Raw genomic sequence first — 24,064 nt, forward strand, 5'->3', positions numbered from 1 at the left:
GATGGAGCTGGAAAGACTATCATGGCGGTGGGCGGCCCACTGCCTACCAATTGACCCAAGGTCGTGAGGCAGAGCCGAGATACTTACACGATGCGTTGAAGAGCACCTAAGCTAATGTTAGCGGGTGTGTCTTCAACTTCTGAAGAAAGACGCTTGCTTTTCAAGCAGCTTGCATAGCCGCTCGTGTTAAAAGTGAGCCTGACTAGACATAAAGAAGTGTCCTGAGACCCGCTGATCGCGACGCGCGGTAAGCGGCTCCAACGCTCATAAGTTTATGTAAACAAACGATAAAATGGTGGACGCACTTGGGCTCGAACCAAGGACCCGCTGATTAAGAGTCAGCTGCTCTACCAACTGAGCTATGCGTCCATGACCGGTTTAAAGAAGCGGCTTGGTGTGTCGCTTCCGATCGGGAAGCGCGCCTCTACATCGGCTGTTCCGATCTGCAAACCCCCTTTTTGCGAGAGCGGCTAATTTTCTTGCGCAAGGCTTACCAGCTGGTCGTGTGGCGGTTGGTGCGGTCGATGCCCATCAGGATGCCGAGCGAGATCAACACCGTCATCTGCGCGGAGCCGCCGAAGCTGACGAGCGGCAGCGGGATGCCGACGACGGGGGCAAGTCCCATTACCATCATCAGGTTGATCGCGACGTAGAAGAAGATGGTGGTCGAGAGGCCCGCCGCGATCAGCTTGGCAAACCGGCTTTCCGCGCGGACGCCGACGTTGATGCCCCAGCGGATTACCAGCAGGAACGCGGCGATGACGAACACGCCGCCGATCAGGCCCCATTCCTCCGCCATCGTCGCGAAGACGAAGTCGGTATGTCCCTCCGGCAAATAGTCGAGGTGGCTCTGCGTGCCGTTCAGAAACCCCTTGCCGAAGATGCCGCCCGATCCGATCGCGATCTTCGACTGGCTGATGTGGTAACCGGTGCCGAGCGGGTCGCTTTCCGGGTCCATGAAGATCAGCACGCGGTTGCGCTGGTAGTCGTGCAGCGCGAACATGAAGGCGAGCGGGGCCGCGACCGCGAGCGCGGCGGCACCCCCGAGGAACAGCCGCAACGGGACACCCGCCAGGAACATGACGGTCACGCCGCCCGCGCAGATCATCAGCGCGGTGCCGAGGTCGGGCTGGAGCATCACTAGCGCGGCGGGCACGCCGATCAGCACCGCGACCGGCCAGATCGCGACGAACTTGCGCGTCTCCGCAGCCGGCAGCATTTCGTAGAAGCGTGCGGCGGCGAGGACGATGCCGATCTTCATCAACTCGGACGGTTGCAGGCGAATGAAGCCCAGGTCGAGCCAGCGCTGGCTGCCGCCGCGTACCGCGCCGAGCAGCTCGACCAGCAGCAGCGCGACTACCAGCGCGCCGTAAGCGGGAAAGGCGAGGTTGCGCCACCACGACAGCGGCACGCGCGACAGCACCAGCGCTCCGCCCAGAAAGACGAAGAAGCGCACGCCCTGCGGCAGCGCCCAGGGGCGCAGGCTGCCGTTCGCGGCGGAATAGAGCACGACCAGCCCGAAGCAGCCGATCGCGAGCACGAGCAGCAGCGTCCGCCACGGCAGGATGGCGAGCGGCGAGGGGATGATCGACCTCATCGCGGCGGCTGCGCCGTGGTCGACGTTACAGCTGGTGGATCGATGCGCGAGGCGTCGGTGTCGGGTTCGGGCGAGCCGGTCTGCGCGGGGCCGGCGCCGTTTGCGATATCGCGCTCGACCGCGGCCTGGCTCTCGTTCTGGATGTCGGTCGCGGCCTCCACCGCGCGCGCCTCGGTCGGGGCGGGTGCGTCGGTCTCGGTTGCGGCGGCCTGCGCGGGCGGGGTGGTATGCGCGGCACGGTAGGCGGCCTCTTGCGCGGCCATGCGCGTGCGGATGTCGCCGCCCCAGGTCGGCTCCACCTCGGCGAGCGACTTCATCGCGCGCTCGCGATCGAACATATAGGTCATGATGTCGCGCCCGATCAGCGGCGCGTCGAGGTTGCGCACCGTGTGCCCGTTATGCTCGAGCACCACCGCGGCGGCGTAGCGCGGGTTGTCATAGGGCGCGAAGCAGACGAGCAGCGCGTGATCGCGCAGCTTGAACGGCAACTGCCCGTTCTTGAGCACGCCCGAGCGACGCTCGGCCATCGTGATGCGCCTGACCTGCGCGGTGCCGGTCTTCGCTGCCAGTCCGACGCCCGGCACCTGCATCCGCGCGGCGCCACCCGTGCCGCCCAGATTGACGACGCCGTTCATCGCCTCGCGAATGATGCGGAAATGATCGGGATCGATCGCGAGCGGCTGTGCCGCGGGCTTGAACGGATCGCGCAGGATCGTCGGCACCAGCGCCTTGCCCGACGCCATCCGTGCCGCCATCACCGCGAGCTGCAGCGGATTGGCGAGCACGTAGCCTTGTCCGATCGACGCGTTGACCGAATCGGCCGCTGTCCAGGCCTTGTTGTACTTGTGCTGTTTCCACGCGCTGTCGGGCACGGTGCCGTAGCGCTGCGTGGCGAAGGGCAGGTCGAACTTCTGCCCCAGCCCCAGCGCGCGCGCGACCGGCGCGATCTTGTCGTAGCCGACGCGGCGGACCATCTCGTAGAAGTAGATGTCGCAGCTCTGCATGATCGCGTTTTTCAGATCGAGCGGACCGTGGCCACCGCGCTTGTGGCAGTGGAACACGCTGGTGCCGAGCCGCATCGCGCCCGAGCAGAACACGCGTTCGTTGGGGTTCACGCCCGCGGCCATCAGCGCGAGCCCGTTCATCGGCTTGACGGTCGAACCCGGCGGATAGAGCCCCTGCGTCACCTTGTTCATCAACGGAACGTGGTCGTCCTTCGACAGCATGTCCCATTCGAGATGGCTGATGCCTTCGGAGAAGCTGTTGGGATCGTAGGCGGGCATCGACACCATCGCCAGCATCTCACCCGAGAGACAGTCGAAGACGACGCACGAGCCCGAGTTGGTGCCCAGACGCCTGGCGGCATATTCCTGCAACCCCGCGTCGATCGTCAGCCGCACGGTGCGGCCGGGCTCATCCTTGCGCGTGGCGAGTTCCTGCACCAGCTTGCCGCGCGCGGTGACCTCGACCCGCTTCGCGCCCGCCTTGCCGCGCAGCAGCGGCTCCAGCGTCTTCTCCAGCCCGTCCTTGCCGAGCTTGAAGCCGGGGGTGACGAGCAGGGGATCGCGCGTCGCGCGATATTGCTCGGCGGTCGGCGCGCCGACGTAGCCGGTCAAGTGCGCGACCGCGGCGCCCGCGGGATAGTTGCGCGCGAAGCCGCGCGTCGGCGCGACGCCCGGCATCTCGGGCTGGCGGACGTAGACCGCGGCGAAGCGTTCCCAGTCGATGTTCTCGGCCACGGGCACCGGCTGGAACCCGGCCGCTTTCTTCAGGTCCGCCTCGATCCGCAGCATGTCCTCGTCGGTGAGCGCGAGCAGCTTGCGTAGCGCGGCCAGCGTCGCGTCCTTGTCGACGATGCGGTCGGGGATCAGGTCGACGCGAAAGTCGGTGCGGTTGTTGGCGATCGGCTGTCCGTGCCGGTCGACGATCCAGCCGCGGCGCGGCGGAATCATCGTGTTGTTGACGCGATTGCTCTCCGACAGAAGATTGTAGCGCTCGTTCTCCGCCACCGACAGCCACGCCATGCGCCCGACGAGCACCGCGCCGACGCCGAGCTGCCCCGCGCCCAGCAGCCACGCGCGGCGCGAGAAGCTGAACGCCTGCATCGATTCGGTCAGGACGCGCGGCCCGCGAAAGCTCATCGCGCGCGCCTCGCATCGACGCGCCCGATCAGGAAGGCGACCGCGGGGAAGATCAGCACCGACAGCATGATCTGAAAACCGAGCGCGACCTCAACGTGTGCGGAGAGCGGCGTCGCCACCAGCCGCCCGCCGATCAGGCAGAGCGCGATCGCGGCAGCGGCGATCGCCCAATTCTGCCAGAAATCGCGCAGGCCCGATCGCGCCTCCATCGCGCCGACGAGGAAGTAGGCGAGCGTCCACAGCAGCATTGCGCTGCCGATCGGTTGCCCTGACACGATATCATCGAACAGGCCGAGCGCGGCGGGCGCCCATAGCCGGATCGCGAACGGCGCGAGCAGCCGCCACGAAAGCAGGACGAGCAGCCCGAACGGCGGCAGCAGCGACAGGGTCGCGCCGACCGGCACGATCGTCAGCAGCGACCCCGCCATGACGGTCGTCCACGGCAGCAGGCGCGCGCTGCCGAGTGGAAGCGGCTCGCGAAATAATGGCTCGGCGGCGGGCATCAGGGGGCAGGTGGGGTGGCGGTCGCGGATGGCAATGGTGCGGCCCCAGGCACCGCGGCGCGGGCCGGCAGCAGCGGCGGCGAATAGATATGGCGCACCGACACGATGTCGAGCGAGTCGGGACGCGCGAACGGCTTGGCAGGCGCAGTCTCGGGACCGCCGCGCAACGCACGCGCGACCAGCATGCCGGGGCCGAAGATCCCGCCGCTGCCCGACGTGACGAAGAGGTCACCCGCCTTGAAGTGCGCGTCGTCGGTGTCGATCACGCGGATGTCGACCAGCCCGTCGCCGCGCCCGGCGGCGAGTGCGGGCAGACCGTCGCGCAGGCGTCGGACGGGCACGATGCTCTGCGGATCGGTCAACAGCAGCACGCGCGCGGTGTTGGGTCCGGTTTCCAGCACGCGACCGACGAGGCCCTCCGGCCCCAGCACCGGCTGACCTTCGCGCACGCCTTGCCAACTACCGGCGTTGAGCAGGCCGTAGCGCCGCGTGCTCGTCGCGCTGCTGCTGACAATCCGCGCAGTAACGACGACCGCCGGATCGAGGTCGCGGACGGCCAGCAGTCGACGCAGTCGGGCGTTCTCCAGCTGCGCCAGATGCCCGGCGACCAGCGCCGGCCGCGCGCGTGCCGCCTGCGCGGTCAGTTCGGCGTTCTTGCCGTGAACGTCCCACCACGACGCGATCGCGTCGGGGATGCCGGACACGCTGTCGACGACGACCGCTACCGCGCTCGACACCGGCGCCGTCACCTCAGCCACCGCGGCGCGCGCAACGGAGAAGCCGGTCGGGTTCAGCAGCGACAGCGCGAGCAGCACCGCACCCACAACCCCGCCGGCAATGGCGAGGATGTAGCCGAAGAACACACCATATTGCGCCCGTCGCGAGAAACCCGGGCGCCGATCCCGCGGCGGCGCCATGTCGATGCGGGTCCGATCAGCCGTTCTGGAGCACGGCGCGGAACATCGGATCCTCCAGCGCGCGGCCGGTGCCGATCGCGACGCAGATCAGCGGATCGTCGGCGATCGTGACCGGCAGCCCGGTCTCGTCGCGCAGCACCTCGTCCAAGCCCTGCAGCAGCGCGCCGCCGCCGGTCAGCACGATGCCCTGATCGACGATATCGGCGGCGAGCTCGGGCGCGGTATTCTCCAGCGCGATGCGCACGCCGTCGACGATCGTCGCGACCGGCTCGCTGACCGCTTCCGCGATCTGCGCCTGGTTGATCTCGATCTCCTTGGGCACGCCGTTGACGAGGTCGCGGCCCTTGATGAAGACCTTCTTGCCGATGCCGTCCGCGGGCGGCTTCGCGCAGCCGAGCTCCTGCTTGATCCGCTCGGCGGTCGCTTCGCCGATCAGGAGATTGTGATTGCGGCGCACGTAGGAGACGATCGCCTCGTCCATCTTGTCGCCGCCGACGCGGACTGAAGTCGTGTAGGCGAGACCGCGAAGCGAGAGCACCGCGACCTCGGTCGTGCCGCCGCCGATGTCGACCACCATGCTGCCGACCGGCTCGGTCACCGGCATGTCGGCGCCGATCGCCGCCGCCATCGGCTCCTCGATCAGCCACACCTGGCTCGCGCCCGCGTTCTGCGCCGCGTCGCGGATCGCGCGGCGCTCCACCTTGGTCGAGCCCGAGGGGACGCAGATCACGATCTCGGGCCAGCGCATGAAGCGGCGCTGTCCGTGCACCTTCTCGATGAAATATTTGATCATCTGCTCGGCAACGTCGATGTCGGCGATCACGCCATCGCGAAGCGGGCGGATCGCCTCGATCGTGCCGGGCGTCTTGCCCATCATCAGCTTCGCGTCGTCGCCGACCGCCTTGACGCGCTTCTGTCCGTTGATCGTCTCCACCGCGACGACCGACGGTTCGTTGAGCACGATGCCGCGGCCGCGGACGTAGACGACGGTGTTCGCCGTTCCGAGATCGATCGCCATGTCGTGCGAGGACATCTTGAACAAGCGCGAGAAGACCATGTGAGATGCGTTCCGTGTGGCGCCGTTGGTCGGCGGTTCTTGCCTGTGTCGCGCCCGTCGAAGCCGCGTCAGGGGGCCTTCGCGTGTGCATCTTTCGGGTCGCGGGATGGCGTCGCTTGGGCTAGGGACTTCGCGGTGTCAATACGTCGTCTACCCGAGCATTTGGTCAACCGTATCGCTGCCGGTGAAGTGGTGGAAAGACCGGCCAGTGCGTTGAAGGAATTGGTCGAGAACGCGATCGACGCCGGTGCGACGCGCATCGCGGTGGAGCTGTCCGCGGGCGGTGTGGAACGGATTGCGGTGGCGGACGACGGCTGTGGCATGGCGCCGGCCGAGATCGCGCTGGCGCTTGAACGCCACGCTACCTCCAAGCTGCCGCACGAGGACATCGACCGGGTCGAGACGCTCGGTTTCCGCGGCGAGGCACTGCCCTCGATCGCGAGCGTCGCGCGCGTGACGATCGAGAGTCGGCCGGCGGGTGCGGAAGGTTGGGCACGCGTGGTCGACAATGGCGCGGTGGTGCGCGAGGGCCCGGCCGCACTACCGCCGGGGACGCGCGTGGTGGTCGAGGGGCTGTTCGCTCGCGTGCCGGCACGGCGCAAGTTCCTGCGCAGCACGCGCGCCGAATATGCCGCCTGCCTCGACGTCGTGCGCCGGCTGGCGCTCGCGCGACCCGAGATCGCCTTCGCGGTCGAGCACGACGCGCGCCGCACGCTGTCGGTGCCGGCGCAGCACGATCGGCCCGAGCGCGTCGCCGCGCTGACCGATCGCGCGCTCGCCGACAATGCGGTGGCGATCGACTTCGTTCGCGACGAGGTGGTGCTGGGGGGCGTCGCGGGGCTGCCGACCTTTCACCGCGGGGTGGCGGATCACCAATATCTTTTCGTCAACGGTCGGCCCGTGAAGGACAGGCTGCTGCTCGGTGCGCTTCGGGGTGCCTATGCCGAGATGATGCCGCGTGATCGGCACGCCGTGGTGGCGCTGTTTCTCGACCTGCCCGCCGATCTGGTCGACGTGAACGTTCACCCGGCCAAGACCGAGGTGCGCTTTCGCGATCCGGCGATGATCCGCGGCACCATCGTGTCGGGCCTGCGCCGCGCGCTGGATGCCGCCGGTCACCGCGCAGTGCAGCGGCCGAGCGAGGACGCGCTCGCGATGTGGCGACCGGAACCGCTCGCGGCCATTCCGATGCACGACGGCCAGGCGAGTCTGCTCGAACGACCGTCCGGCCAAAGCTACCTGAACGACTATCGCCCCACCTTTATCAGCGCGCCGCCGCAGGCACGCGCCGAGCCTGCCTGGGGAACGCCGCCCGAGACTGGTGAGCACCCGCTCGGCGTCGCGCGCGGGCAGGTGAGCAAGACCTACATCGTGGCGGAAGCCGCCGACGGACTGGTGCTGGTCGACCAGCACGCAGCGCACGAGCGGCTGGTGCTCGAACGGATGCGGCGCGCGCTGGCCGGCGGCACCGTGGCGAGCCAGGCGTTGCTGCTCCCTGAGGTGGTCGAGTTGGAGGAGCCGGCGTGCGACCGGCTGGAGGCGCGTGCCGGTGAGCTCGCCGAACTGGGGTTGGAGCTGGAGCGCTTCGGTCCACGCGCGATGCTGGTGCGGGCGACGCCGGCGCTGCTTGGCAGCGCCGACCCGAGCGGGCTGGTGACCGATCTTGCCGACGAGCTGGCGGCGTTCGACGAGGCGCTGAGCTTGCGCGAACGACTAGACGCGGTCGCTGGCACGATGGCGTGTCACGGATCGGTGCGTGCGGGGCGCGTGCTGTCGGTCGCGGAGATGAACGCATTGCTGCGTGAAATGGAGGCGACGCCGCATTCCGGGCAGTGCAATCACGGGCGCCCAACCTGGGTGAAGCTCGCCCACGGCGATATCGAAAAGCTGTTCGGCCGACGCTGACCGCCCGAAATCAGGACGGCATATGGTGCATTCTGCCTATGGCGTAACATAAATTACTACGGCATCACTCCCATCCATGAGCGATATCGTGATGCCGCCCCGCGACCAGATCCTGCGCGAAGAGACGATTCGCGGGGGCATGGACCTGCTGTTCTTCAGCAACACGCGCCACCTGCGCCACGCCGACGAGACGCTGGCGGCGCTCGGGCTCGGGCGCGCGCATCATCGGATCATGTATTTCGTCGCGCGCCAGCCGGGGATCAACGTCACCGCGCTGCTCGCGATCCTCGGCATCACCAAGCAATCGTTCGGCCGCGTCGCCAAGCAGCTGATCACCAAGGGGCTGATGGAGCAGCACGCCGGCGCGCGCGACCGGCGGCAGCGGCTGATGATGCTGACGCCGGAGGGCGCCAAGCTGGAAAAGGCGATCTTCGACGAGCTGCACGACAATGTCGCACGGGCTTATACCGCCGCGGGTCCGGACGCGGTCACCGGCGCGTGGATCGTGATGCAGCATCTCATGGGGGAAGAAGCGCGCGTGCAGTTCCGCGCGGTGCAGGGCCTCTAACGCGATAACGCAGCGCTTCGAACAAGGGTACGCAGCTCGGGCAGCACATTAGCGTCCGGACTGCGTCATCTCGGGACGACGCGTCTGTTAATCTTTGGGAAACCCTAAATCGCCTCGTGCATTCTATCGCGCGACACGTTGTTGCAGGGTAAAGTCATGAAGCAGTTCTTCCCCGTCATGATGGCGCTGATCCCGTTCTCGGCCGTGGTCACCGCGGTTCTGATGAACCCGTAACGGCGCGCTTCACTACGAAACGAAAAAGGCCGCCCGGTTGCCCGAGCGGCCTTTTTTGTTGCCGAAGCGGCGAGGGTATCAGCCCTGCGCCTGCTCCTGCTGGACCTCGGCAGTCGCGCCGGGCTCCGCGTTCGGGTCGTACGCCTCGACGAAGCCGCCCTGGTCGCGACCTTCCTCGAAGACCTGCTGCATGACGTCGACGCCCGATGCCTGCATCTCGGCCTCTTCGGGCGAGCGCGCGACATTGACCTTGACGTTCACCACGACCTCGGGGTGCAGCTGCACCTTGACGTCGTACAGGCCGATCGCCTTGATCGGACGATCGAGCACGACTTGGCTCTTGGAAACCTTGTAGCCCTCGGCGACCAGCGCCTCGACCAGATCGCGCACCGCGACCGAGCCGTAGAGCTGACCGGTGTTCGACGACTGGCGGATCAGCGTGACCTGCGCGTCCTTGAACGAACCGGCTTCCTTCTCGGCGTCGCCGCGGCGTGCCGCGTTGTCGGCCTCGATGCGGGCGCGGTTGGCCTCGAACACCTTGCGGTTCGCTTCGTTGGCGCGCAGCGCCTTCTTGCGCGGGAGCAGGAAGTTGCGGGCGAACCCGTCCTTCACCTTCACCACGTCGCCGATGGCGCCGAGCTTCTCGACGCGCTCGAGCAGAATGACGTCCATGTCTGCTACTCCTTACTTCACGATGTAGGGCAGCAGGCCCAGGTGACGCGAACGCTTGATCGCCTGCGCGAGCTCACGCTGCTTCTTGGCCGACACGCTGGTGATGCGCGACGGCACGATCTTGCCGCGCTCGGACACGAAGCCCTGGAGCAGACGGACGTCCTTGTAGTCGATCCGGGGCGCATCCTTGGCGCTGAACGGGCACGACTTGCGACGGCGGAAAAACGGACGGGCCATTACGCGAACTCCTCCTCACGGCGGGGGCCACGATCGCCGCGGTCGCCACCACGCTCGCCACGATCACCACGATCGCCGCGCTCACCGCGGTCAGCACGACGCTCACGGTCGCGCTCCTGCTTGCGCATCATGACGGTCGGACCCTGCTCCAGCTCGTCGACGCGGACGGTCATGTAGCGGATGATGTCTTCGTTGATGCCGGCCTGACGCTCGATCTCGGCGACAGTCTCGCCGGGTGCGTCGATCTCGAGCATCACGTAGTGCGCCTTGCGGTTCTTCGCGATGCGGTACGCGAGGCTGCGCAGACCCCAATTCTCGGTCTTCACGACGCGACCACCGTGGTCGGTCACGATCTTGCTGGCGTTTTCGGCCAGCGTGTCCACCTGCGCCTGTGCCAGATCCTGGCGCGCAAGGAACACGTGCTCGTAGAGAGCCATGTGCTACCTTCTATGTTGGCCGATCGCTGACGGACGCCCCATGCGCACCGCCCCTCCGGCTGTCGTCTTCGAACAAGCGAAGGGCGGGACGGATGAACCGTCCCGCCCGAAGCGTCATGCCCTATGCCGGATCACCGCGTCCGGCGCAAGGGTGGTGAGGCTCAGCGGTAGATCCGCGTCACCACTGTGCGGACCGTTCCGCCGCGATCCGCGACCAGCACCGCGTCACGACCCGAACGCACCCAGCGATAGCCGCGCGGCGGCGCGTAGAGGCCGCGGCCGCGATACTGGCGATAGTCAATCACCCGGTAATTGGGCGCGTAGCGGCGATCGAAGCGCTGACCGGCGCGCCAGTTGCGTGCATTGTTCTGCCGTGTCGTCACCGTGCGCTGCACGACCGTACCGTTGCGACGCTCCTTCACCGTGGTGACGGTGCGGGTCTGCGCTTCGGCGGAGGCAGCGACGATCGGCGTCAGCGCAACCGAAGCGGAAATGGCGGAAAGGATGATCTTCTTGAACATGATCTTGGCTCCCGTTGATCTGCGGCGGCGTCACCCGCCGTCGAGAGTTAAATTAGGAAGCGCGTGTCGCGTTCCCGTGTCGGTCGCAGCGCGATTTGGTCGCAAAGTGTCGCGAAAAGGCCTCGTTGCTGAACGAGGCGACAGAAACACGCCGATGCGAAGCGCTTCAACCAAATCGCAAGCGGCGGTACGCTAGGCTCGCGCGCATGAAGATGCACCACACTTTTCGCGCTGACGCCGCGGACCGGACGCGAACGCTGCCGTGGCTGCTACTGCTACTCGGATGTGCAGCGCTCGCGCTGTGGATCGGCTGGATCGGGTTCGAGGCGTCGGACGATTCGCTCTACTGGCAGGGCGCGATGAAGGTGATGACGCAGCCGCCTTTTCCGGGCGACAATCACTGGACGACTCGTTTTCCGCTGACGATCACCTTTGCCGCGATGCTGCGCTTGATGGGGCAGGGGTTCGCGGCCTTCGCAGTGACCGCGATGATTTTTTACGCCTGCGTCGTTGCCGTCACGGGCATGTTCGCCGGCAAGGTCGCGGGCGCGCGCAGCGGTTGGATCGCCGCACTGCTCACCGCGACGCTGCCGGTGATCGTCAGCCACGCGACCACGGTGTCGGTCGATCTGATCGAGGCGGCGGCGCTGATCCTCGGCATCACCCTGCTGGGCGGCGCGCGGGCGGATCGTGCCGGTTATGTGCGCGGTGTCGCTGCCGGCGTCGCGTTCGGGGTGGCGGTGCTGTGCCGAGAGACGAGTGTCTTGCCGCTCGTCGGGCTGGTGCCGCTGTTCCTACTGGGGCGTCCAGTGCCGCGCGGGGTGCTGGTCGCGGTCGGCGTTGGTGTCGCGGTCGTGCTGGGTGGCGAAGCACTGTACCAATGGGCGCTGACCGGCGATCCACTGCGCCGCTACACGATCGCGTTCAATCACGACGACCACATCGACCGCGCCGCGAACATGGAAGGCAATTTGTTGCTGTGGCCGCCGATCGACCCGCTGCTGGTGCTGCTGGTCAATGACGATTTCGGGCTGCTGTTCTGGGCGGCGGGTGCGGCGCTCGCCCTTGGTGCGTGGCGGATGGTGCCGGTCGGGCAGCGCGGACGAATGGTGGTGCTGAGCGCGATGGCGGGCGCCATGTTCCTGCTCGTCGCGGTGCTCTACGGAAAGCTGGTGCTCAACCCGCGCTACTTCACGCTGCCCGCACTCGCGGCGGTGGTGATCGTCGCGATCTGGGCGGCGGGCTTGTCGCCGCGCTGGCGCATGCTACTGCTCGCCGCAATCGTGGGGAGCAACCTTCTGCTGATGGGCGTCGGCAACGCGCACCCGCGCTGGGTGATGGAGGCGATGGTCGAGGCGTCGGGGCAGCATCCGCGCGAGCTGATCGCGGCCGATCCGCAGACGGTCCGCCGCGCCTTGATTCCGATGCTCTACGCGGGCCGCGAGAACCTGCGCTACGCACCTGCGCGGCCGGGCGGGCTCGAGATTGCGGATGCGGAGCACGCGCCAGCGGGGCAGGTTGTGGCGCGCTATCCATCGCCGGCGACAAAGGTGGGGGCGATTTTTCGGGCGCTAGGACTGGAGCCGCTGGTCCCGCACGCTATCGCCCGACGAATGTTCGCGCCGAGCCCGGAGGCCGTGCTGGTCCGCCGCCCCGATTGACCCGAGCCGTTGACCGCTTTCGCCTGCCCGCCTAGCAGCGCAGCCCTTCACGCATGGAGAGGGCGATGCGCGCATTCATTTTTCCCGGGCAGGGCAGCCAGGCCGTCGGCATGGGCAAAGCGCTCAGCGACGCGTCGCCGGTCGCGCGCGCGGTGTTCGAGGAGGTCGACGACGCGCTCGGCCAGCATCTGAGCCGTGTGATGTGGGAAGGGCCGGCGGACGACCTCACCCTCACCGAGAATGCGCAGCCCGCGATCATGGCGAACGCGATCGCGACCTTGCGCGTGCTCACCCAAGAAGGCGGCGTGCGGCTGGCCGACAAGGCGGACTATGTCGCGGGTCACTCGCTCGGCGAATATAGCGCCTTGTGCGCGGCCGAGGCGCTCGACCTTGCCACCACTGCGCGGCTGCTGAAGCTGCGCGGGCGTGCGATGCAGGCAGCGGTTCCAGTCGGCGAGGGCGCGATGGCGGCACTGCTCGGTGCCGATGTCGAGAAGGCGGGCGTGATCGCGGGCGCCGCGGTCGACTCTATCCTGGCGGAGGGCGGCGCGGAGCTGGTCTGCACCGTCGCCAACGATAACGATCCGAGCCAGGTTGTAATCTCCGGCCACCGTGCCGCGGTCGAGCGCGCGGTCGCGTTAGCGAAGGAAATGGGGGCGAAACGCGCGGTGCTGCTGCCCGTGTCGGCACCGTTCCACTGCGCGCTGATGGCCGACGCTGCGACCGCGATGGAGGCGGCGCTCGCCGAGGCCGACCTGCGCGCGCCGCTCTTTCCCGTCTTTGCCAATGTCGATGCCGCCGCGGTAGCTGACCCCGGCGCGATCCGCCGCCTGCTGGTTGAGCAGGTGACCGGCCGCGTACGTTGGCGCGAGTCGGTGCTCGCAATGGCAGACGCGGGCGTGACCGAGTTCGTCGAGTTCGGCGGCAAGGTGCTCGGCCCGATGGTCAAGCGCATCGTTCCCGACGCGACCGTTACCAGCGTGGTGACGATGGACGACGTCGAAGCGGTGACTAAATCGCTCTGACACCCGGCTGAGGAGAAGAAGCATGTTCGATCTTTCAGGCATGACCGCGCTGGTCACCGGCGCCTCGGGCGGGATCGGCTCGGCGATCGCGCGCGGACTCGCGGCGCAGGGCGCGCGATTGGCGGTATCGGGCTCGAACGCCGACAAACTGGAGGCATTCCGCGCCACGCTGGACGGCGACCACGTCGCAGTGCCCGCCAACCTGTCCGACGCTTCCTCGGTCGACGGGCTCGTGCCCGCGGCGGTGCAGGCGCTGGGCGGGCGGCTCGACATCCTCGTCAACAACGCCGGCGTCACGCGTGACAATCTGGCGATGCGGATGAAGGACGAGGAATGGGACACGGTGATCCGTGTCAACCTTGAGGCCGCGTTTCGCCTGATCCGCGCGGCGGCCAAGCCAATGATGAAGCAGCGTTTCGGCCGCGTCGTCTCGATCACCTCGGTGGTAGGCCAGACCGGCAATCCGGGGCAGGCGAACTATGCCGCGTCGAAAGCCGGGCTGGTCGGCATGTCGAAGGCGCTGGCGCAGGAGCTTGCCAGCCGGAACATCACGGTCAATTGCGTCGCGCCGGGCTTTATCCGCTCGGCGATGACCGACGTGCTGCCCGATGCGCAGAAGAGCGCGCTTCTCGGCCGCATTCCCAATGGCGACCTGGGCACCGGCGAAGACATCGCCGCCGCGATCGTCTATCTCGCGTCAAGGGAGGCGGGCTACGTCACCGGCCAGACGTTGCACGTCAATGGCGGCATGGCGATGGTGTGACGCGGAACGCGATGACGGGGATTGCGGCGACGTGGTGCAGGTGGCCGGTAAACGTCGCACTTGTCACGAAACGCTCCCCGTTCTACCTGCGTTCAGGAAGTTACTGACCCCCCAAGAAGAAGAGGGAATACCATGAGCGAGACTGCCGACCGCGTGAAGAAGATCGTCGTCGAGCACCTGGGCGTCGAAGCCGACAAGGTGACCGAGGATGCCAGCTTCATCGACGATCTGGGCGCGGACAGCCTCGATATCGTCGAGCTGGTGATGGCGTTCGAGGAAGAATTCGGGGTCGAGATCCCCGACGACGCCGCCGAGAAGATCACGACCGTCAAGGACGCGATCACCTACATCGACGAGCACAAGGCTTAAGGGACAAGGGGCTGATCCCCTAACCCGGAGAGTCGAGATGTTGAGCGGCTCCCCTTCCTCGGCCAGAGGGCGGGGAGCCGTTTCAGTTTGAAAGCACCCGCGCGCGTCAGCGCTCGCGTCGGCGGGGGTGAAGAAGGAATGCCTATGCGTCGCGTCGTCGTCACCGGTCTGGGCCTCGTCACGCCGCTCGGCGCGGACGTGGAAACCGCCTGGGCCAACCTCATCGCCGGCAAGTCGGGCGCCGGGCCGATCACGCGCTTCGACGCGTCGAACCAGAAGTGCCAGATCGCCTGCGAGGTGAAGCCCAAGGATCACGAATACGGCTTCGATCCTGACCAGCGTGTCGATCACAAGATCCAGCGTCAGGTCGATCCCTTCATCATCTACGGCATCGACGCCGCCGGTCAGGCGCTGGAGGATGCCGGGCTGACCGAGATGGACGAGGCGACCAAGCTGCGCGCCGGCGTCTCGATTGGGTCGGGCATCGGCGGACTGCCAGGAATTGAGATCGAGTCGATCAACCTGCACGAGCGCGGCCCGGGGCGCGTAAGCCCGCACTTCGTTCACGGTCGGCTGATCAACCTGATCAGCGGGCAGGTGTCGATCAAATACGGGCTGATGGGGCCGAACCACGCGGTCGTCACCGCCTGCTCGACCGGCGCGCACTCGATCGGCGACGCCGCTCGCATGATCCGCGACGACGATGCCGACATCATGCTGGCGGGCGGTGCTGAGAGCACGGTCAACCCACTCGGCGTCGCCGGCTTCGCGCAGGCGCGCGCGCTCAACATGAGCATGAACGACCGCCCGACTGAGGCGAGCCGTCCTTACGACAAGGACCGCGACGGCTTCGTGATGGGCGAGGGCGCGGGCGTCGTTGTGCTGGAGGAGTACGAGCATGCCAAGGCACGCGGCGCGAAGATCTATGCCGAGGTCGTCGGCTACGGTCTGTCGGGCGACGCCTATCACGTGACCGCGCCGCATCCCGAAGGGAAGGGCGCGGAGAATGCCATGCGCATGGCGCTGCGCAAGGCGGGCATGGAGCCTGCCGACATCGATTACATCAACGCGCACGGCACCTCCACGATGGCGGATACGATCGAGCTGGCGGCGGCCAAGCGCGTTTTCGGCGACGATCTGTCGGGTGCGTCGATGTCGAGCACCAAGTCGGCGATCGGCCACCTGCTCGGCGGGGCCGGTGCAGTGGAGAGCATCTTCTGCATTCTGGCGCTGCGCGACCAGGTTGTGCCGCCGACGCTCAACCTCCACAATCCCGACGAGGGTACCGAGGGCGTCGACCTCGTTCCGCTCGTGGCCAAGAAGCGTGAGGTGCGCGCGGTACTCAACAACAGCTTCGGGTTTGGCGGAACGAACGCGTCGCTCGTGATGAAGGCGATCTGAGATAGCATCGATGCGCCGTCCCGGTTGTCTGGCGCTGATCGCCGGGCTGGTCATCATCGTGGCGGGCGCGTGGGTGCTGCTCGGCTGGTCGGGCAGCGGCCCGGCCGCCAAGCCGATGAACGTCGAGATCGCGCAAGGCTCTAGCCTGGCGAGCGCGGCGGAGCAGCTGGAGAAGGCGGGGGCGATCCGCTCGGCCTCGCGCTTCCGGCTGCGCGCGCGGCTGTTCGGCGGTTCGGGATCGATCAAGGCGGGCGAGTTCGCGATCCCTGCCGGTGCGAGCGAGTCGACCATCCTGTCGATCTTGCAGGGCGGCAAGGCGGTGCAGCGGCTGGTCGTGATCCCCGAGGGGCTGCCATCGGTGATGGTGCGCGACAAGCTGATGACAGCGCCTGCGCTGACCGGCAGCGTCGCTGTGCCCGCCGAAGGATCGGTTCTGCCCGACGGTTACTCGTTCGAGCGGGACGAGACGCGTGCGGCGGTGCTGGCGCGGATGCAGGCGGCGATGAAACGCTACGTGGCGCAGGCCTGGGCCAAGCGGCGCCCCACCACCGTCGCGAAGACACCCGAACAGGCAGTGATCCTCGCATCCGTCGTAGAAAAGGAGACGGGCAAGCCGTCCGAGCGGCGGATGGTCGCCGCCGTTTATTCCAACCGACTGCGGATCGGCATGCCGCTGCAGGCCGACCCGACCGTCATCTATCCGATCACGAAGGGACGTCCGCTGGGTCGGCGTATCCGCCAGTCCGAGCTGCGCGCGAAGAACGGCTACAACACTTATGCGTCACCCGGTCTACCGGTCGGGCCGATCGCCAACCCGGGGCGGCTGTCGATCGACGCGGTGCTCGACCCGGCGCATACCAAGGCGCTGTATTTCGTGGCGGACGGCACCGGCGGGCACGTTTTCGCCGACACGCTGGCCGAGCATAACGCGAACGTGAAGAAGTGGTACGCGATCCGTCGCGCTCGCGGCGAAATGTGATCGCGCGGACTTCGGAGCACGTTCCTCCAAGCATCTGATCAAGTGCGATTTGTGATGCCGCACGGTCGTAAGCTCTTCTGCTAAAACGTTGATCTTGCAACGCTGAGCGCGTGCCGCGTCGAACCGAGCCTCTGGTACGGCGAGCAAGGGTGCCGCGCACGCGCCTAGCCGGTAGAAGGCGGCAAAAGGGAAGCATCGTTGCCGTTGAACCTGCCGTTTCGCTGTGCCTGCCTCGTGGCCGGCACGACCATTCTATCCGCCTGTGTCCCCGCTGGCCGTCCACCCGCCGCCCCTGCCGCGGCAGTGCCGATCACGGTGCAGTCGACACCTCCTGAGGACGCACCGGCTCCGTCACTCGCGCGACCTGATCGGCCTGTGTCGCGCTCGCAGCCGTCCGCGCGCCTCGTCAACGCGGTGCAGGCGCTGGGTCGCGGCTTCAAGGGTGCGGTGGGTATCAGCGTGCGCAACATCGACGAAGGCTGGGTGGTCGCGTGGGAAGGTGACCGCGCCCGCCCGCAACAGAGCGTCAGCAAATTGTGGGTCGCGATCGCGGTCATGGACGCGGTGGAGCACGGGCGCTTGTCGCTCGCTGATCGGGTAACGGTCAGGCGGTCGGACCTCACGCTGTTTCACCAGCCCATACGCGCGCTGGTCGGCAAGAATGGCTACACGACCACGATCGGCGCGCTGCTGCGCGGCGCGATGACGCGCAGCGACAACACCTGCAACGACGTGCTGCTGTGGAAGGTGGGTGGCCCGTCCGCGATCAACCGCATGCTGCGAGAGAAGGGCATCGACGGGGTGAAGTTTGGCCCCGGTGAGCGCAAGTTGCAGGCACGCACCGCAGGGTTGGAATGGAAACCGAAATGGGCCGGCGGCTGGGGTTTCCTGCAGGCCCGCGCGGCGATGACGTACGAAGCGCGTGCGAAGGCGCTGCGGCGCTACCTGGCGGCACCGATGGACGGCGCATCGGCGAACGGCGTGACCTTGGGGCTGTCGCTGCTGGCGGAAGGCAAGTTGCTCACGCCACGGTCGACCGCGTCGCTGCTGACGCTGATGCGGTCGAGCAAGACCGGGCCGCTGCGGCTCAAGTCAGGCCTGCGACCCGGCTGGACGCTGGCGCACAAGACCGGGACGGGTCAGGACCTGAACAGCTGGTCGACCGGCTACAACGATGTCGGGCTGCTCGTCGCACCCGACGGTCACCGCTACGCGGTCGCGGTGATGATCGCGAGCACACACCAGCCGATCCCCACGCGCATGCGGTTGATGGGCAATGTCACGCGCGCGATCGTTGCGAACGCCGCCCGTTAGGCGGCGGGCGGCTCAGCCCTTCAGCGCCGCGGCCTTCTTCGCGCGCTCGATCACCTCGGGCATCGTGCCCTCGGTCACCCAGCTGCCGCCGACGCAGAGCACGGGATCGAGCGCGAGCCAGTCAGGCGCATTCTTTGCGCTGATCCCGCCGGTCGGGCAGAACTTGCACTGGTAGAAGGGTGCGGCGAGCGCCTTCAATGCCTTGACCCCGCCCGATGTCTCGGCCGGAAAGAACTTGAAGTGGGTCAGGCCCAGGTCGAGGCCGCGCATGATGTCGCCCGCGGTCGCGACGCCGGGCAGATAGGGCAGCTTACTGTCGATGATCCGCTCGCTGAGGCGATGCGACAGCCCCGGCGAGACGATGAACTCCGCGCCGGCGTCCACCGCCTGGTCGAACTGATCGGGCGACACGACCGTGCCCGCGCCGACGATCGCGCGCGGCACCTGCTTCATCTCGCGGATCGCATCGAGCGCGGCGGGGGTGCGCAGCGTCACTTCGAGCACGCGCAAACCGCCCGCGACCAGCGCCTCGGCGAGCGGACGTGCCTGCGCGGCGTCGTGGATCACCAGCACCGGGATGACCGGCGCAGTCTGCATGATGTCCTGAATGTTCATGTGTGCTCCTGCGCGAAAGCGGCCGCGGCGCCGAACAGGCCGGGCTGGGGATGGGTGATGAGCTTGACCGGGATCGCGGCCATCAACTGTTGGAACCGCCCCTTGGCAACGAAACGCTGGTCGAAGCCGGAGCGGAGCAGCTTGTCCTTGATGCGCAGACCCAGCCCGCCCGCGATCACGACGCCCTTGGCACCATGCGCGAGCGCCAGATCGCCCGCCACGGCGCCGAGCGCCAGGCAGAAACGGTCAAGCGCAGCGAGCGCGAGCGAGTCGTCGCCGTCGAGCGCGTCGGTCCAGATTTCCTTATCGGTGCGCTCGCGGATTGCGCGCCCCTCGAGGCTCGCGAGTGTCTCGTAGATCGCGACGATTCCGGGACCCGCGACGATCCGTTCGGTCGATACGCGCGTGAAGGTCCGGCGCAGGCGCTTGAGGATCGCGTCCTCGATGGGATCGAGCGGGGCATAGTCCATGTGCCCGCCCTCGGTCGGCAGCACGAGATAGCGGCCTCCGGTCTTGAACACCTGTGCCACGCCCAGGCCGGTTCCGGGGCCGCAGACGGTGGTCACGCCCTCCGCCGGCAGCGGCACGTCGGGACCGCACAGATGCTCGAAATCTTCGTGCGGCAACTGCCCCACGGCGTGGCCGACCGCGCCGAAATCGTTGATGATCGTGTAGATTTCGGCGTCGAGCCGCTCCGGGATCAGCGAGGGACGGATCACCCAGGGGTTATTGGTCATGCGGATCACGTCGCCCGTGATCGGCGAGGCGACCGACAGTGCTGCCGCCTTGGGCATCGGGCGGTTGAGCGTCGCGGCGAAAGCCTGCCACGCGGTCTGCAGGCTGGCGTGGTCGGCGGTGCGCAGCGTTACCGGATCGCCCAGCGACACGACCTTGCCGCCCTCTACCTCGGCGATCGCGAATCGCGCGTTGGTACCGCCGATGTCGGCCGTCACGATTTCGGTCACAGCATCGCTCCCGCCAGCATCGCACTCGCTCCCTTTTCCGCCTCGTCGGCTTGTCCCCGGAACATGCCGAACAGCTCGCGTCCCATGCCCGACGGTGCGGGCGGCGGGGCAGGCCGCTCGCGCGCAGCCAGCGTCTCGGCGTCGACCAGCATGTCGAGCGTGCCCGCGACCGCGTCAACGCGCACCACGTCGCCGTCGCGGATCAGGCCGATGTTTCCTCCCCCGAGCGCTTCCGGGCTGACGTGGATCGCGCACGGCACCTTGCCGCTCGCGCCCGACATGCGCCCGTCGGTGACGAGCGCGACCTTGTGCCCGCGGTTTTGTAGCACACCGAGCGGCGGGGTCAGCTTGTGCAACTCGGGCATGCCGTTGGCGCGCGGACCCTGGAACCGGACCACGACGACCACGTCGCGGTCGAGTTCGCCCGACTTGAACGCCTCGATCACGTCTAGCTGATCGTCGAACACGCGCGCGGGCGCCTCGACGATCCAGCGCTCACGCTCGACGGCCGACACCTTGATGCAGGCGCGACCGACGTTGCCCTGCAGAATACGCATCCCACCGTCGGGCGAGAAGGGTGCAGCAGCGGGGCGCAGGATTGTCTCGTCACCGCTCGCACCCGGCGGTGCCCAGGCGAGCGCGTCGCCGTCGAGCACGGGCTTGCTCGCGTAGGCGGACAGGTCGTCGCCCGCGACCGTCGTGATGTCGCGGTGGAGGTGCCCGCTCGCGAGTAATTCGCCGATGACATAGGGCATGCCGCCCGCCGCCTCGAACGCGTTCACGTCGGCGGAGCCATTGGGGTAGACGCGTGCAAGCAAGGGCACGGCGGCTGACAGCCGGTCGAAATCCTCCCAATCGATGACGATCCCCGCCGCACGCGCGATCGCGGGCACGTGGAGCAGGTGGTTGGTCGAACCGCCGGTCGCGAGCAACCCGACTGCGGCGTTGACGATCGCCTTCTCGTCGACGCACAGCCCGAGCGGGCGGTAATTGTCGCTTGCGGTGCCGATCGCGGCGAGGCGATGCACCGCCGCGCGGGTCAGTGCCTGCCGCAGCTTCGTGCCCGGGTTGACGAACGCGGCGCCGGGCATGTGCAGGCCCATCACCTCCATCATCATCTGATTGGTGTTGGCGGTGCCATAGAAGGTGCAGGTGCCCTGGCTGTGGTAGGCGCCGATCTCGGCCTCCAGCAGTTCCTCGCGCCCCGCCTCGCCGACCGCGAAGCGCTCGCGCACCGCGGCCTTTTCCTTGTTCGATAGGCCGGAGGGCATCGGACCGCCCGGCACCATCACCATCGGCAAATGTCCGAAGCGCAACGCCCCCATCAGCAATCCAGGCACAATCTTGTCGCAGATGCCGAGCAACGCCGCGCCCTCGAATGTGCCGTGGGAGAGGGCAACCGCGGTCGACAGCGCGATCGTGTCGCGGCTGAACAGCGACAGCTCCATCCCCGGATAGCCTTGCGTCACGCCGTCGCACATCGCGGGCACGCCGCCTGCGACCTGTGCGGTCGCCCCGACCTCACGCGCCCACACCTTCATCTGTTCGGGATAGCGGTAATAGACCGCGTGCGCCGACAGCATGTCGTTGTACGAGGTGACGATGCCGATGTTCATGCCCGCGCCGTCGCGCATCGCGGCGCGATCCTCGGGCGTGCCGGCATAAGCGTGCGCGAGATTCGCGCAACCGAGCCGCGGGCGGCCGATCCAGGTGTCGCGCTCGCGCTCGATCAGGTCGAGATAGGCGCGTCGGCTCGGCTGCGAGCGCGCGATGATGCGATCGGTGACAGCCTGTACGGCGGGGTTCATGCGAAAACTTCCATCTGCCCTGAGCTGGTCGAAGGGCGCTTCTAGTCGCTCAGGGCGTCAGGACAATGCGGTACGTGGTCTATGCCGCACATGCGTGCGGGGTCAGGGCGCCCAGTGGATGTCGACCGGCAGCTCGACATCGGCCAGCACGCGACCGATCGGGTAGGGCGACCCCGCACCCTCGCTGATCGCGTCCTCGATCACCTTGCGCTTGGCATCGCCCGTCACCGCGATCAACAGCGCGCGCGCGGTGATAATCCCGGCGCGGCTCAGCGTCACGCGCGCGACCGGCGCCTCGGGCGGCAGCGGATCGGGCATGACGCCCAATGCGCGGCGCTCACGCGGGCCGTTCAACGCCTCGTCATAGTCGGGGCCGGTAAAGATCGATGCGGTATGACCGTCACCGCCAACGCCCAGCACGCACAGGTCGAGCGGCCAGTGCAGGTCCTGCATCAGCGCGTCGGCGGAGCGGCCCGCCGTCTTATAGTCGTCGGTTGCCTTGGGCACGATCGGCATCACGCGCGCGCCCTTCGGAATGAACGTCTTGCCGAGCGCGGTGACGTTCGACAGCGCGTCGCCCAGCGGCACGATCCGCTCGTCGCTGGGGATAATCGTTACCCGCTTCCAGTCGAGCTTCGCCTGAGCCAGCTTTGCGTACGCCGGCAGCGGGGTCTTTCCGCCCGCCAGCGCGATCACGGCGGAGCCGCGCGCGTCGATCGCGCTCTCGATCACGAACTGGATGTCGCCCGCGACCGCGTCGGCCAGCTCGGCCGCGTCGTCATATTCCCACCATTCGATTTCGGTCGTCATCGTCAGTTACTCGTGTTGAATTGGGGCAGGAGGCTGTACCGCGCTCAATCGTCCTGCCAGGTTACGCCGTCGCGCTCGGTCAGCGCGATCGCCGCCGACGGACCCCAGGTGCCCGCGGGATAATGTTTCGGCTTGGTCCCGTTCGCCGCCCAGCCGGCACGGATCGCGTCGGTCCAGACCCACTGCGCCTCCACCTCGTCGCGGCGGACGAACAGCGTCTGGTCACCCTCGATCAGGTCGAGCAGCAGCCGCTCGTAGGCGATACGGCGGCGCTGACCCGCGAACTCGGTATCGAGGCTGAGCTTCAATGGCACCTCGCGCAGGCGGACGCCGTCGCGGTCGAGCCCGGGCTCCTTCGCCATCACCAGCAGCTCGATATATTCTTCCGGCTGCAAGCGGATGACGAGCGTATTGGGTTGCAGCAGCCCGCCTCGCCCCGAAAACATCGAGTGCGGCACCGGTTTGAACTGTATCGCGATCTCGCTGCGCCGCTTTGCCATCCGCTTGCCGGTGCGCAGGTAGAAGGGCACGCCCTGCCAGCGCCAATTGTCGACGTGCGCCTTGATCGCGACGAAGGTTTCAACGTCCGAGTCGTAGCCGAGCTCGTCGTCATAGCCCTTGACGACCTTGCTGCTGACCGCGCCTTCCTCATACTGGCCGGTGACCGTGTTTTGCGGCACGTCGGTCGGCGTCATCACGCGCAGCGAGCGGAACACCTTGGCCTTTTCGTCGCGGATGTCGTCCTTGCTGTAGCGTGCGGGCGGCTCCATCGCGATCAGCGCGAGCAGTTGCAGCGTGTGGTTGGTGATCATGTCGCGCAGCGCGCCCGCGCCCTCGTAGTAACCGGCGCGATCCTCCAGCCCGACCGTTTCCGCGATCGTGATCTGGACGTTGTCGATCCCTTGCGCGTTCCACACCGGCTCGAAGAAGCTGTTGCCGAAGCGCAGCGCGAGGATGTTCTGCACCGTCTCCTTGCCGAGATAGTGATCGATGCGGAAGATCCGGTCCTCGGGGAAGACCGCCGCGACGGTGTCGTTGATCTCGCGGCTGGAGGCGAGGTCGTAGCCCAGCGGCTTCTCCAGCCCGATCCGCACCGTGTCGCCGGCGAGGCCGACCTTCTCCAGCCCCTTCACCGCCGGCTCGAACAGCGACGGCGCGGTCGACAGAAAGATCGCGAGCCCGCCCGAGATGTCACCGATCTTGTCGGCGAGCGCCTGGAACGTCGACTCGTCGGACAGGTCGGCGGGCTGGAACGACAGGCGTTGCAGGAAGGAAGCGATCTTCTCCTTGTCCTTGCGGTCGTCGCTCAGATACTCGTCGAGTGCCGCGCGCGCGATCTCGCGAAAGCTGTCGTCATCCTCGTCGCCGCGTGCCGATCCGGTGATCGTCAGGCCTTCGGGCAGCAGCCCGTCGGCGTGAAGGCCGAACAGCGACGGCAGCAGCATACGCTTCGACAGGTCGCCGGTGGCGCCGAACAGGAGGAGTTTGCCGACGGGATTGCGCTGCATGGTGGCTCCGTGGTCGTTGTGCCCGCGGTGCACCCGGGTAGGCGCGACCGCACGGGC

23 protein-coding genes and 1 tRNA gene are annotated in these 24,064 nt (G+C 67.4%); 9 read left to right on the forward strand and 15 right to left on the reverse strand.

Annotated features, from left to right (window positions below):
- Nucleotides 1-293 precede the first annotated feature (293 nt).
- From BMW51_RS00270 to BMW51_RS00295, 6 genes are all read right to left on the reverse strand, one after another.
- A tRNA-Lys gene (locus tag BMW51_RS00270) sits at nucleotides 294-369 on the reverse strand.
- A gap of 121 nt (nucleotides 370-490) precedes the next feature.
- Nucleotides 491-1,597 (reverse strand): rod shape-determining protein RodA, encoded by a 1,107-nt coding sequence (rodA, locus tag BMW51_RS00275; protein ID WP_093002253.1) that lies wholly within the window; start codon nucleotides 1,595-1,597, stop codon nucleotides 491-493.
- Nucleotides 1,594-3,738 (reverse strand): penicillin-binding protein 2, encoded by a 2,145-nt coding sequence (gene mrdA / locus BMW51_RS00280; protein ID WP_093002255.1) that lies wholly within the window; start codon nucleotides 3,736-3,738, stop codon nucleotides 1,594-1,596. The genes rodA and mrdA overlap by 4 nt, the downstream gene beginning before the upstream one ends.
- Nucleotides 3,735-4,241: a rod shape-determining protein MreD gene (gene mreD, locus BMW51_RS00285; protein WP_093002257.1), complete on the reverse strand. Its 507-nt coding sequence runs from the start codon at nucleotides 4,239-4,241 to the stop codon at nucleotides 3,735-3,737. Before mreD ends, mrdA begins: the two co-directional genes overlap by 4 nt.
- Nucleotides 4,241-5,158 (reverse strand): rod shape-determining protein MreC, encoded by a 918-nt coding sequence (locus BMW51_RS00290; RefSeq protein ID WP_245708210.1) that lies wholly within the window; start codon nucleotides 5,156-5,158, stop codon nucleotides 4,241-4,243. The genes mreD and BMW51_RS00290 overlap by 1 nt, the downstream gene beginning before the upstream one ends.
- A gap of 16 nt (nucleotides 5,159-5,174) precedes the next feature.
- Nucleotides 5,175-6,215, reverse strand: coding sequence for a rod shape-determining protein (locus BMW51_RS00295; RefSeq protein ID WP_093002259.1), 1,041 nt, complete (start codon nucleotides 6,213-6,215; stop codon nucleotides 5,175-5,177).
- Nucleotides 6,216-6,350: 135 nt separating this feature from the next.
- Between BMW51_RS00295 and mutL the strand changes: the two genes are divergently transcribed.
- Nucleotides 6,351-8,120: a DNA mismatch repair endonuclease MutL gene (mutL, locus tag BMW51_RS00300; RefSeq protein ID WP_093002261.1), complete on the forward strand. Its 1,770-nt coding sequence runs from the start codon at nucleotides 6,351-6,353 to the stop codon at nucleotides 8,118-8,120.
- A 76-nt stretch (nucleotides 8,121-8,196) separates the two neighbouring features.
- Complete coding sequence (locus BMW51_RS00305; protein WP_093002263.1) at nucleotides 8,197-8,688, forward strand: MarR family winged helix-turn-helix transcriptional regulator; 492 nt, start codon at nucleotides 8,197-8,199, stop codon at nucleotides 8,686-8,688.
- 312 nt (nucleotides 8,689-9,000) lie between these two features.
- On the opposite strand, the gene rplI is transcribed toward BMW51_RS00305, so the two are convergent.
- The 4 genes from rplI to BMW51_RS00325 all read right to left on the reverse strand — a co-directional run bounded on the left by rplI (nucleotide 9,001) and on the right by BMW51_RS00325 (nucleotide 10,789).
- A complete protein-coding gene (gene rplI / locus BMW51_RS00310) occupies nucleotides 9,001-9,594 on the reverse strand; it encodes a 50S ribosomal protein L9 (RefSeq protein ID WP_093002265.1) in 594 nt (197 codons plus the stop codon).
- Nucleotides 9,595-9,606: 12 nt separating this feature from the next.
- A complete protein-coding gene (gene rpsR / locus BMW51_RS00315) occupies nucleotides 9,607-9,831 on the reverse strand; it encodes a 30S ribosomal protein S18 (RefSeq protein ID WP_010163758.1) in 225 nt (74 codons plus the stop codon).
- Complete coding sequence (rpsF, locus tag BMW51_RS00320; RefSeq protein ID WP_093002267.1) at nucleotides 9,831-10,268, reverse strand: 30S ribosomal protein S6; 438 nt, start codon at nucleotides 10,266-10,268, stop codon at nucleotides 9,831-9,833. Before rpsF ends, rpsR begins: the two co-directional genes overlap by 1 nt.
- 161 nt (nucleotides 10,269-10,429) lie before the next feature.
- Nucleotides 10,430-10,789 (reverse strand): RcnB family protein, encoded by a 360-nt coding sequence (locus BMW51_RS00325; protein ID WP_093002269.1) that lies wholly within the window; start codon nucleotides 10,787-10,789, stop codon nucleotides 10,430-10,432.
- Between the two features lie 206 nt (nucleotides 10,790-10,995).
- On the opposite strand from BMW51_RS00325, the gene BMW51_RS00330 reads away from it, so the two are divergent.
- The 7 genes from BMW51_RS00330 to BMW51_RS00360 all read left to right on the forward strand — a co-directional run bounded on the left by BMW51_RS00330 (nucleotide 10,996) and on the right by BMW51_RS00360 (nucleotide 18,301).
- Complete coding sequence (locus tag BMW51_RS00330; RefSeq protein WP_093002271.1) at nucleotides 10,996-12,450, forward strand: glycosyltransferase family 39 protein; 1,455 nt, start codon at nucleotides 10,996-10,998, stop codon at nucleotides 12,448-12,450.
- A gap of 65 nt (nucleotides 12,451-12,515) precedes the next feature.
- Nucleotides 12,516-13,475, forward strand: a complete 960-nt coding sequence (gene fabD, locus BMW51_RS00335) for an ACP S-malonyltransferase (RefSeq protein WP_093003710.1) — start codon at nucleotides 12,516-12,518, stop codon at nucleotides 13,473-13,475.
- A 22-nt stretch (nucleotides 13,476-13,497) separates the two neighbouring features.
- A complete protein-coding gene (gene fabG, locus BMW51_RS00340) occupies nucleotides 13,498-14,238 on the forward strand; it encodes a 3-oxoacyl-[acyl-carrier-protein] reductase (protein WP_093002273.1) in 741 nt (246 codons plus the stop codon).
- 132 nt (nucleotides 14,239-14,370) lie between these two features.
- Nucleotides 14,371-14,607 carry an acyl carrier protein gene (locus BMW51_RS00345; protein WP_017979028.1) on the forward strand — a complete coding sequence of 79 codons (237 nt, stop codon included), beginning with the start codon at nucleotides 14,371-14,373 and terminating at the stop codon, nucleotides 14,605-14,607.
- Nucleotides 14,608-14,751: 144 nt separating this feature from the next.
- Nucleotides 14,752-16,008 (forward strand): beta-ketoacyl-ACP synthase II, encoded by a 1,257-nt coding sequence (fabF, locus tag BMW51_RS00350; protein ID WP_093002275.1) that lies wholly within the window; start codon nucleotides 14,752-14,754, stop codon nucleotides 16,006-16,008.
- 10 nt (nucleotides 16,009-16,018) lie between these two features.
- The gene (mltG, locus tag BMW51_RS00355; RefSeq protein ID WP_093002277.1) at nucleotides 16,019-16,987 is read left to right on the forward strand and encodes an endolytic transglycosylase MltG; all 969 of its coding nucleotides are present in this window, start codon (nucleotides 16,019-16,021) and stop codon (nucleotides 16,985-16,987) included.
- A gap of 375 nt (nucleotides 16,988-17,362) precedes the next feature.
- Nucleotides 17,363-18,301 (forward strand): serine hydrolase, encoded by a 939-nt coding sequence (locus tag BMW51_RS00360; protein ID WP_245708211.1) that lies wholly within the window; start codon nucleotides 17,363-17,365, stop codon nucleotides 18,299-18,301.
- Nucleotides 18,302-18,313: 12 nt separating this feature from the next.
- On the opposite strand, the gene eda is transcribed toward BMW51_RS00360, so the two are convergent.
- From eda to zwf, 5 genes are all read right to left on the reverse strand, one after another.
- Nucleotides 18,314-18,916, reverse strand: a complete 603-nt coding sequence (gene eda, locus BMW51_RS00365; protein WP_093002279.1) for a bifunctional 4-hydroxy-2-oxoglutarate aldolase/2-dehydro-3-deoxy-phosphogluconate aldolase — start codon at nucleotides 18,914-18,916, stop codon at nucleotides 18,314-18,316.
- On the reverse strand, nucleotides 18,913-19,881 hold the full coding sequence (gene glk / locus BMW51_RS00370; protein WP_093002281.1) for a glucokinase: 969 nt from the start codon (nucleotides 19,879-19,881) through the stop codon (nucleotides 18,913-18,915). Before glk ends, eda begins: the two co-directional genes overlap by 4 nt.
- Entirely contained in the window at nucleotides 19,878-21,689 is a 1,812-nt protein-coding gene (gene edd / locus BMW51_RS00375; protein ID WP_093002283.1) for a phosphogluconate dehydratase, read from the reverse strand. The genes glk and edd overlap by 4 nt, the downstream gene beginning before the upstream one ends.
- Before the next feature lie 102 nt (nucleotides 21,690-21,791).
- Nucleotides 21,792-22,499 (reverse strand): 6-phosphogluconolactonase, encoded by a 708-nt coding sequence (pgl, locus tag BMW51_RS00380; protein WP_093002285.1) that lies wholly within the window; start codon nucleotides 22,497-22,499, stop codon nucleotides 21,792-21,794.
- Between the two features lie 44 nt (nucleotides 22,500-22,543).
- Complete coding sequence (gene zwf, locus BMW51_RS00385; protein ID WP_093002287.1) at nucleotides 22,544-24,007, reverse strand: glucose-6-phosphate dehydrogenase; 1,464 nt, start codon at nucleotides 24,005-24,007, stop codon at nucleotides 22,544-22,546.
- Nucleotides 24,008-24,064 lie beyond the last annotated feature (57 nt).

Origin of the sequence: Sphingomonas palmae (genome assembly GCF_900109565.1) — a bacterium.
In the GTDB taxonomy this organism is placed as follows: Bacteria; Pseudomonadota; Alphaproteobacteria; order Sphingomonadales; family Sphingomonadaceae; genus Sphingomonas; species Sphingomonas palmae.

Coding starts and splice junctions, on each gene's coding strand:
- rodA (WP_093002253.1), bottom strand. CDS start 1,597: ATGAGGTCGATCATCCCCTCGCCGCTCGCCATCCTGCCGTGGCGGACG.
- mrdA (WP_093002255.1), bottom strand. CDS start 3,738: ATGAGCTTTCGCGGGCCGCGCGTCCTGACCGAATCGATGCAGGCGTTC.
- mreD (WP_093002257.1), bottom strand. CDS start 4,241: ATGCCCGCCGCCGAGCCATTATTTCGCGAGCCGCTTCCACTCGGCAGC.
- BMW51_RS00290 (WP_245708210.1), bottom strand. CDS start 5,158: ATGGCGCCGCCGCGGGATCGGCGCCCGGGTTTCTCGCGACGGGCGCAA.
- BMW51_RS00295 (WP_093002259.1), bottom strand. CDS start 6,215: ATGGTCTTCTCGCGCTTGTTCAAGATGTCCTCGCACGACATGGCGATC.
- BMW51_RS00305 (WP_093002263.1), top strand. CDS start 8,197: ATGAGCGATATCGTGATGCCGCCCCGCGACCAGATCCTGCGCGAAGAG.
- rplI (WP_093002265.1), bottom strand. CDS start 9,594: ATGGACGTCATTCTGCTCGAGCGCGTCGAGAAGCTCGGCGCCATCGGC.
- rpsR (WP_010163758.1), bottom strand. CDS start 9,831: ATGGCCCGTCCGTTTTTCCGCCGTCGCAAGTCGTGCCCGTTCAGCGCC.
- rpsF (WP_093002267.1), bottom strand. CDS start 10,268: ATGGCTCTCTACGAGCACGTGTTCCTTGCGCGCCAGGATCTGGCACAG.
- BMW51_RS00325 (WP_093002269.1), bottom strand. CDS start 10,789: ATGTTCAAGAAGATCATCCTTTCCGCCATTTCCGCTTCGGTTGCGCTG.
- BMW51_RS00330 (WP_093002271.1), top strand. CDS start 10,996: ATGAAGATGCACCACACTTTTCGCGCTGACGCCGCGGACCGGACGCGA.
- fabD (WP_093003710.1), top strand. CDS start 12,516: ATGCGCGCATTCATTTTTCCCGGGCAGGGCAGCCAGGCCGTCGGCATG.
- fabG (WP_093002273.1), top strand. CDS start 13,498: ATGTTCGATCTTTCAGGCATGACCGCGCTGGTCACCGGCGCCTCGGGC.
- BMW51_RS00345 (WP_017979028.1), top strand. CDS start 14,371: ATGAGCGAGACTGCCGACCGCGTGAAGAAGATCGTCGTCGAGCACCTG.
- fabF (WP_093002275.1), top strand. CDS start 14,752: ATGCGTCGCGTCGTCGTCACCGGTCTGGGCCTCGTCACGCCGCTCGGC.
- mltG (WP_093002277.1), top strand. CDS start 16,019: ATGCGCCGTCCCGGTTGTCTGGCGCTGATCGCCGGGCTGGTCATCATC.
- eda (WP_093002279.1), bottom strand. CDS start 18,916: ATGAACATTCAGGACATCATGCAGACTGCGCCGGTCATCCCGGTGCTG.
- edd (WP_093002283.1), bottom strand. CDS start 21,689: ATGAACCCCGCCGTACAGGCTGTCACCGATCGCATCATCGCGCGCTCG.
- pgl (WP_093002285.1), bottom strand. CDS start 22,499: ATGACGACCGAAATCGAATGGTGGGAATATGACGACGCGGCCGAGCTG.
- zwf (WP_093002287.1), bottom strand. CDS start 24,007: ATGCAGCGCAATCCCGTCGGCAAACTCCTCCTGTTCGGCGCCACCGGC.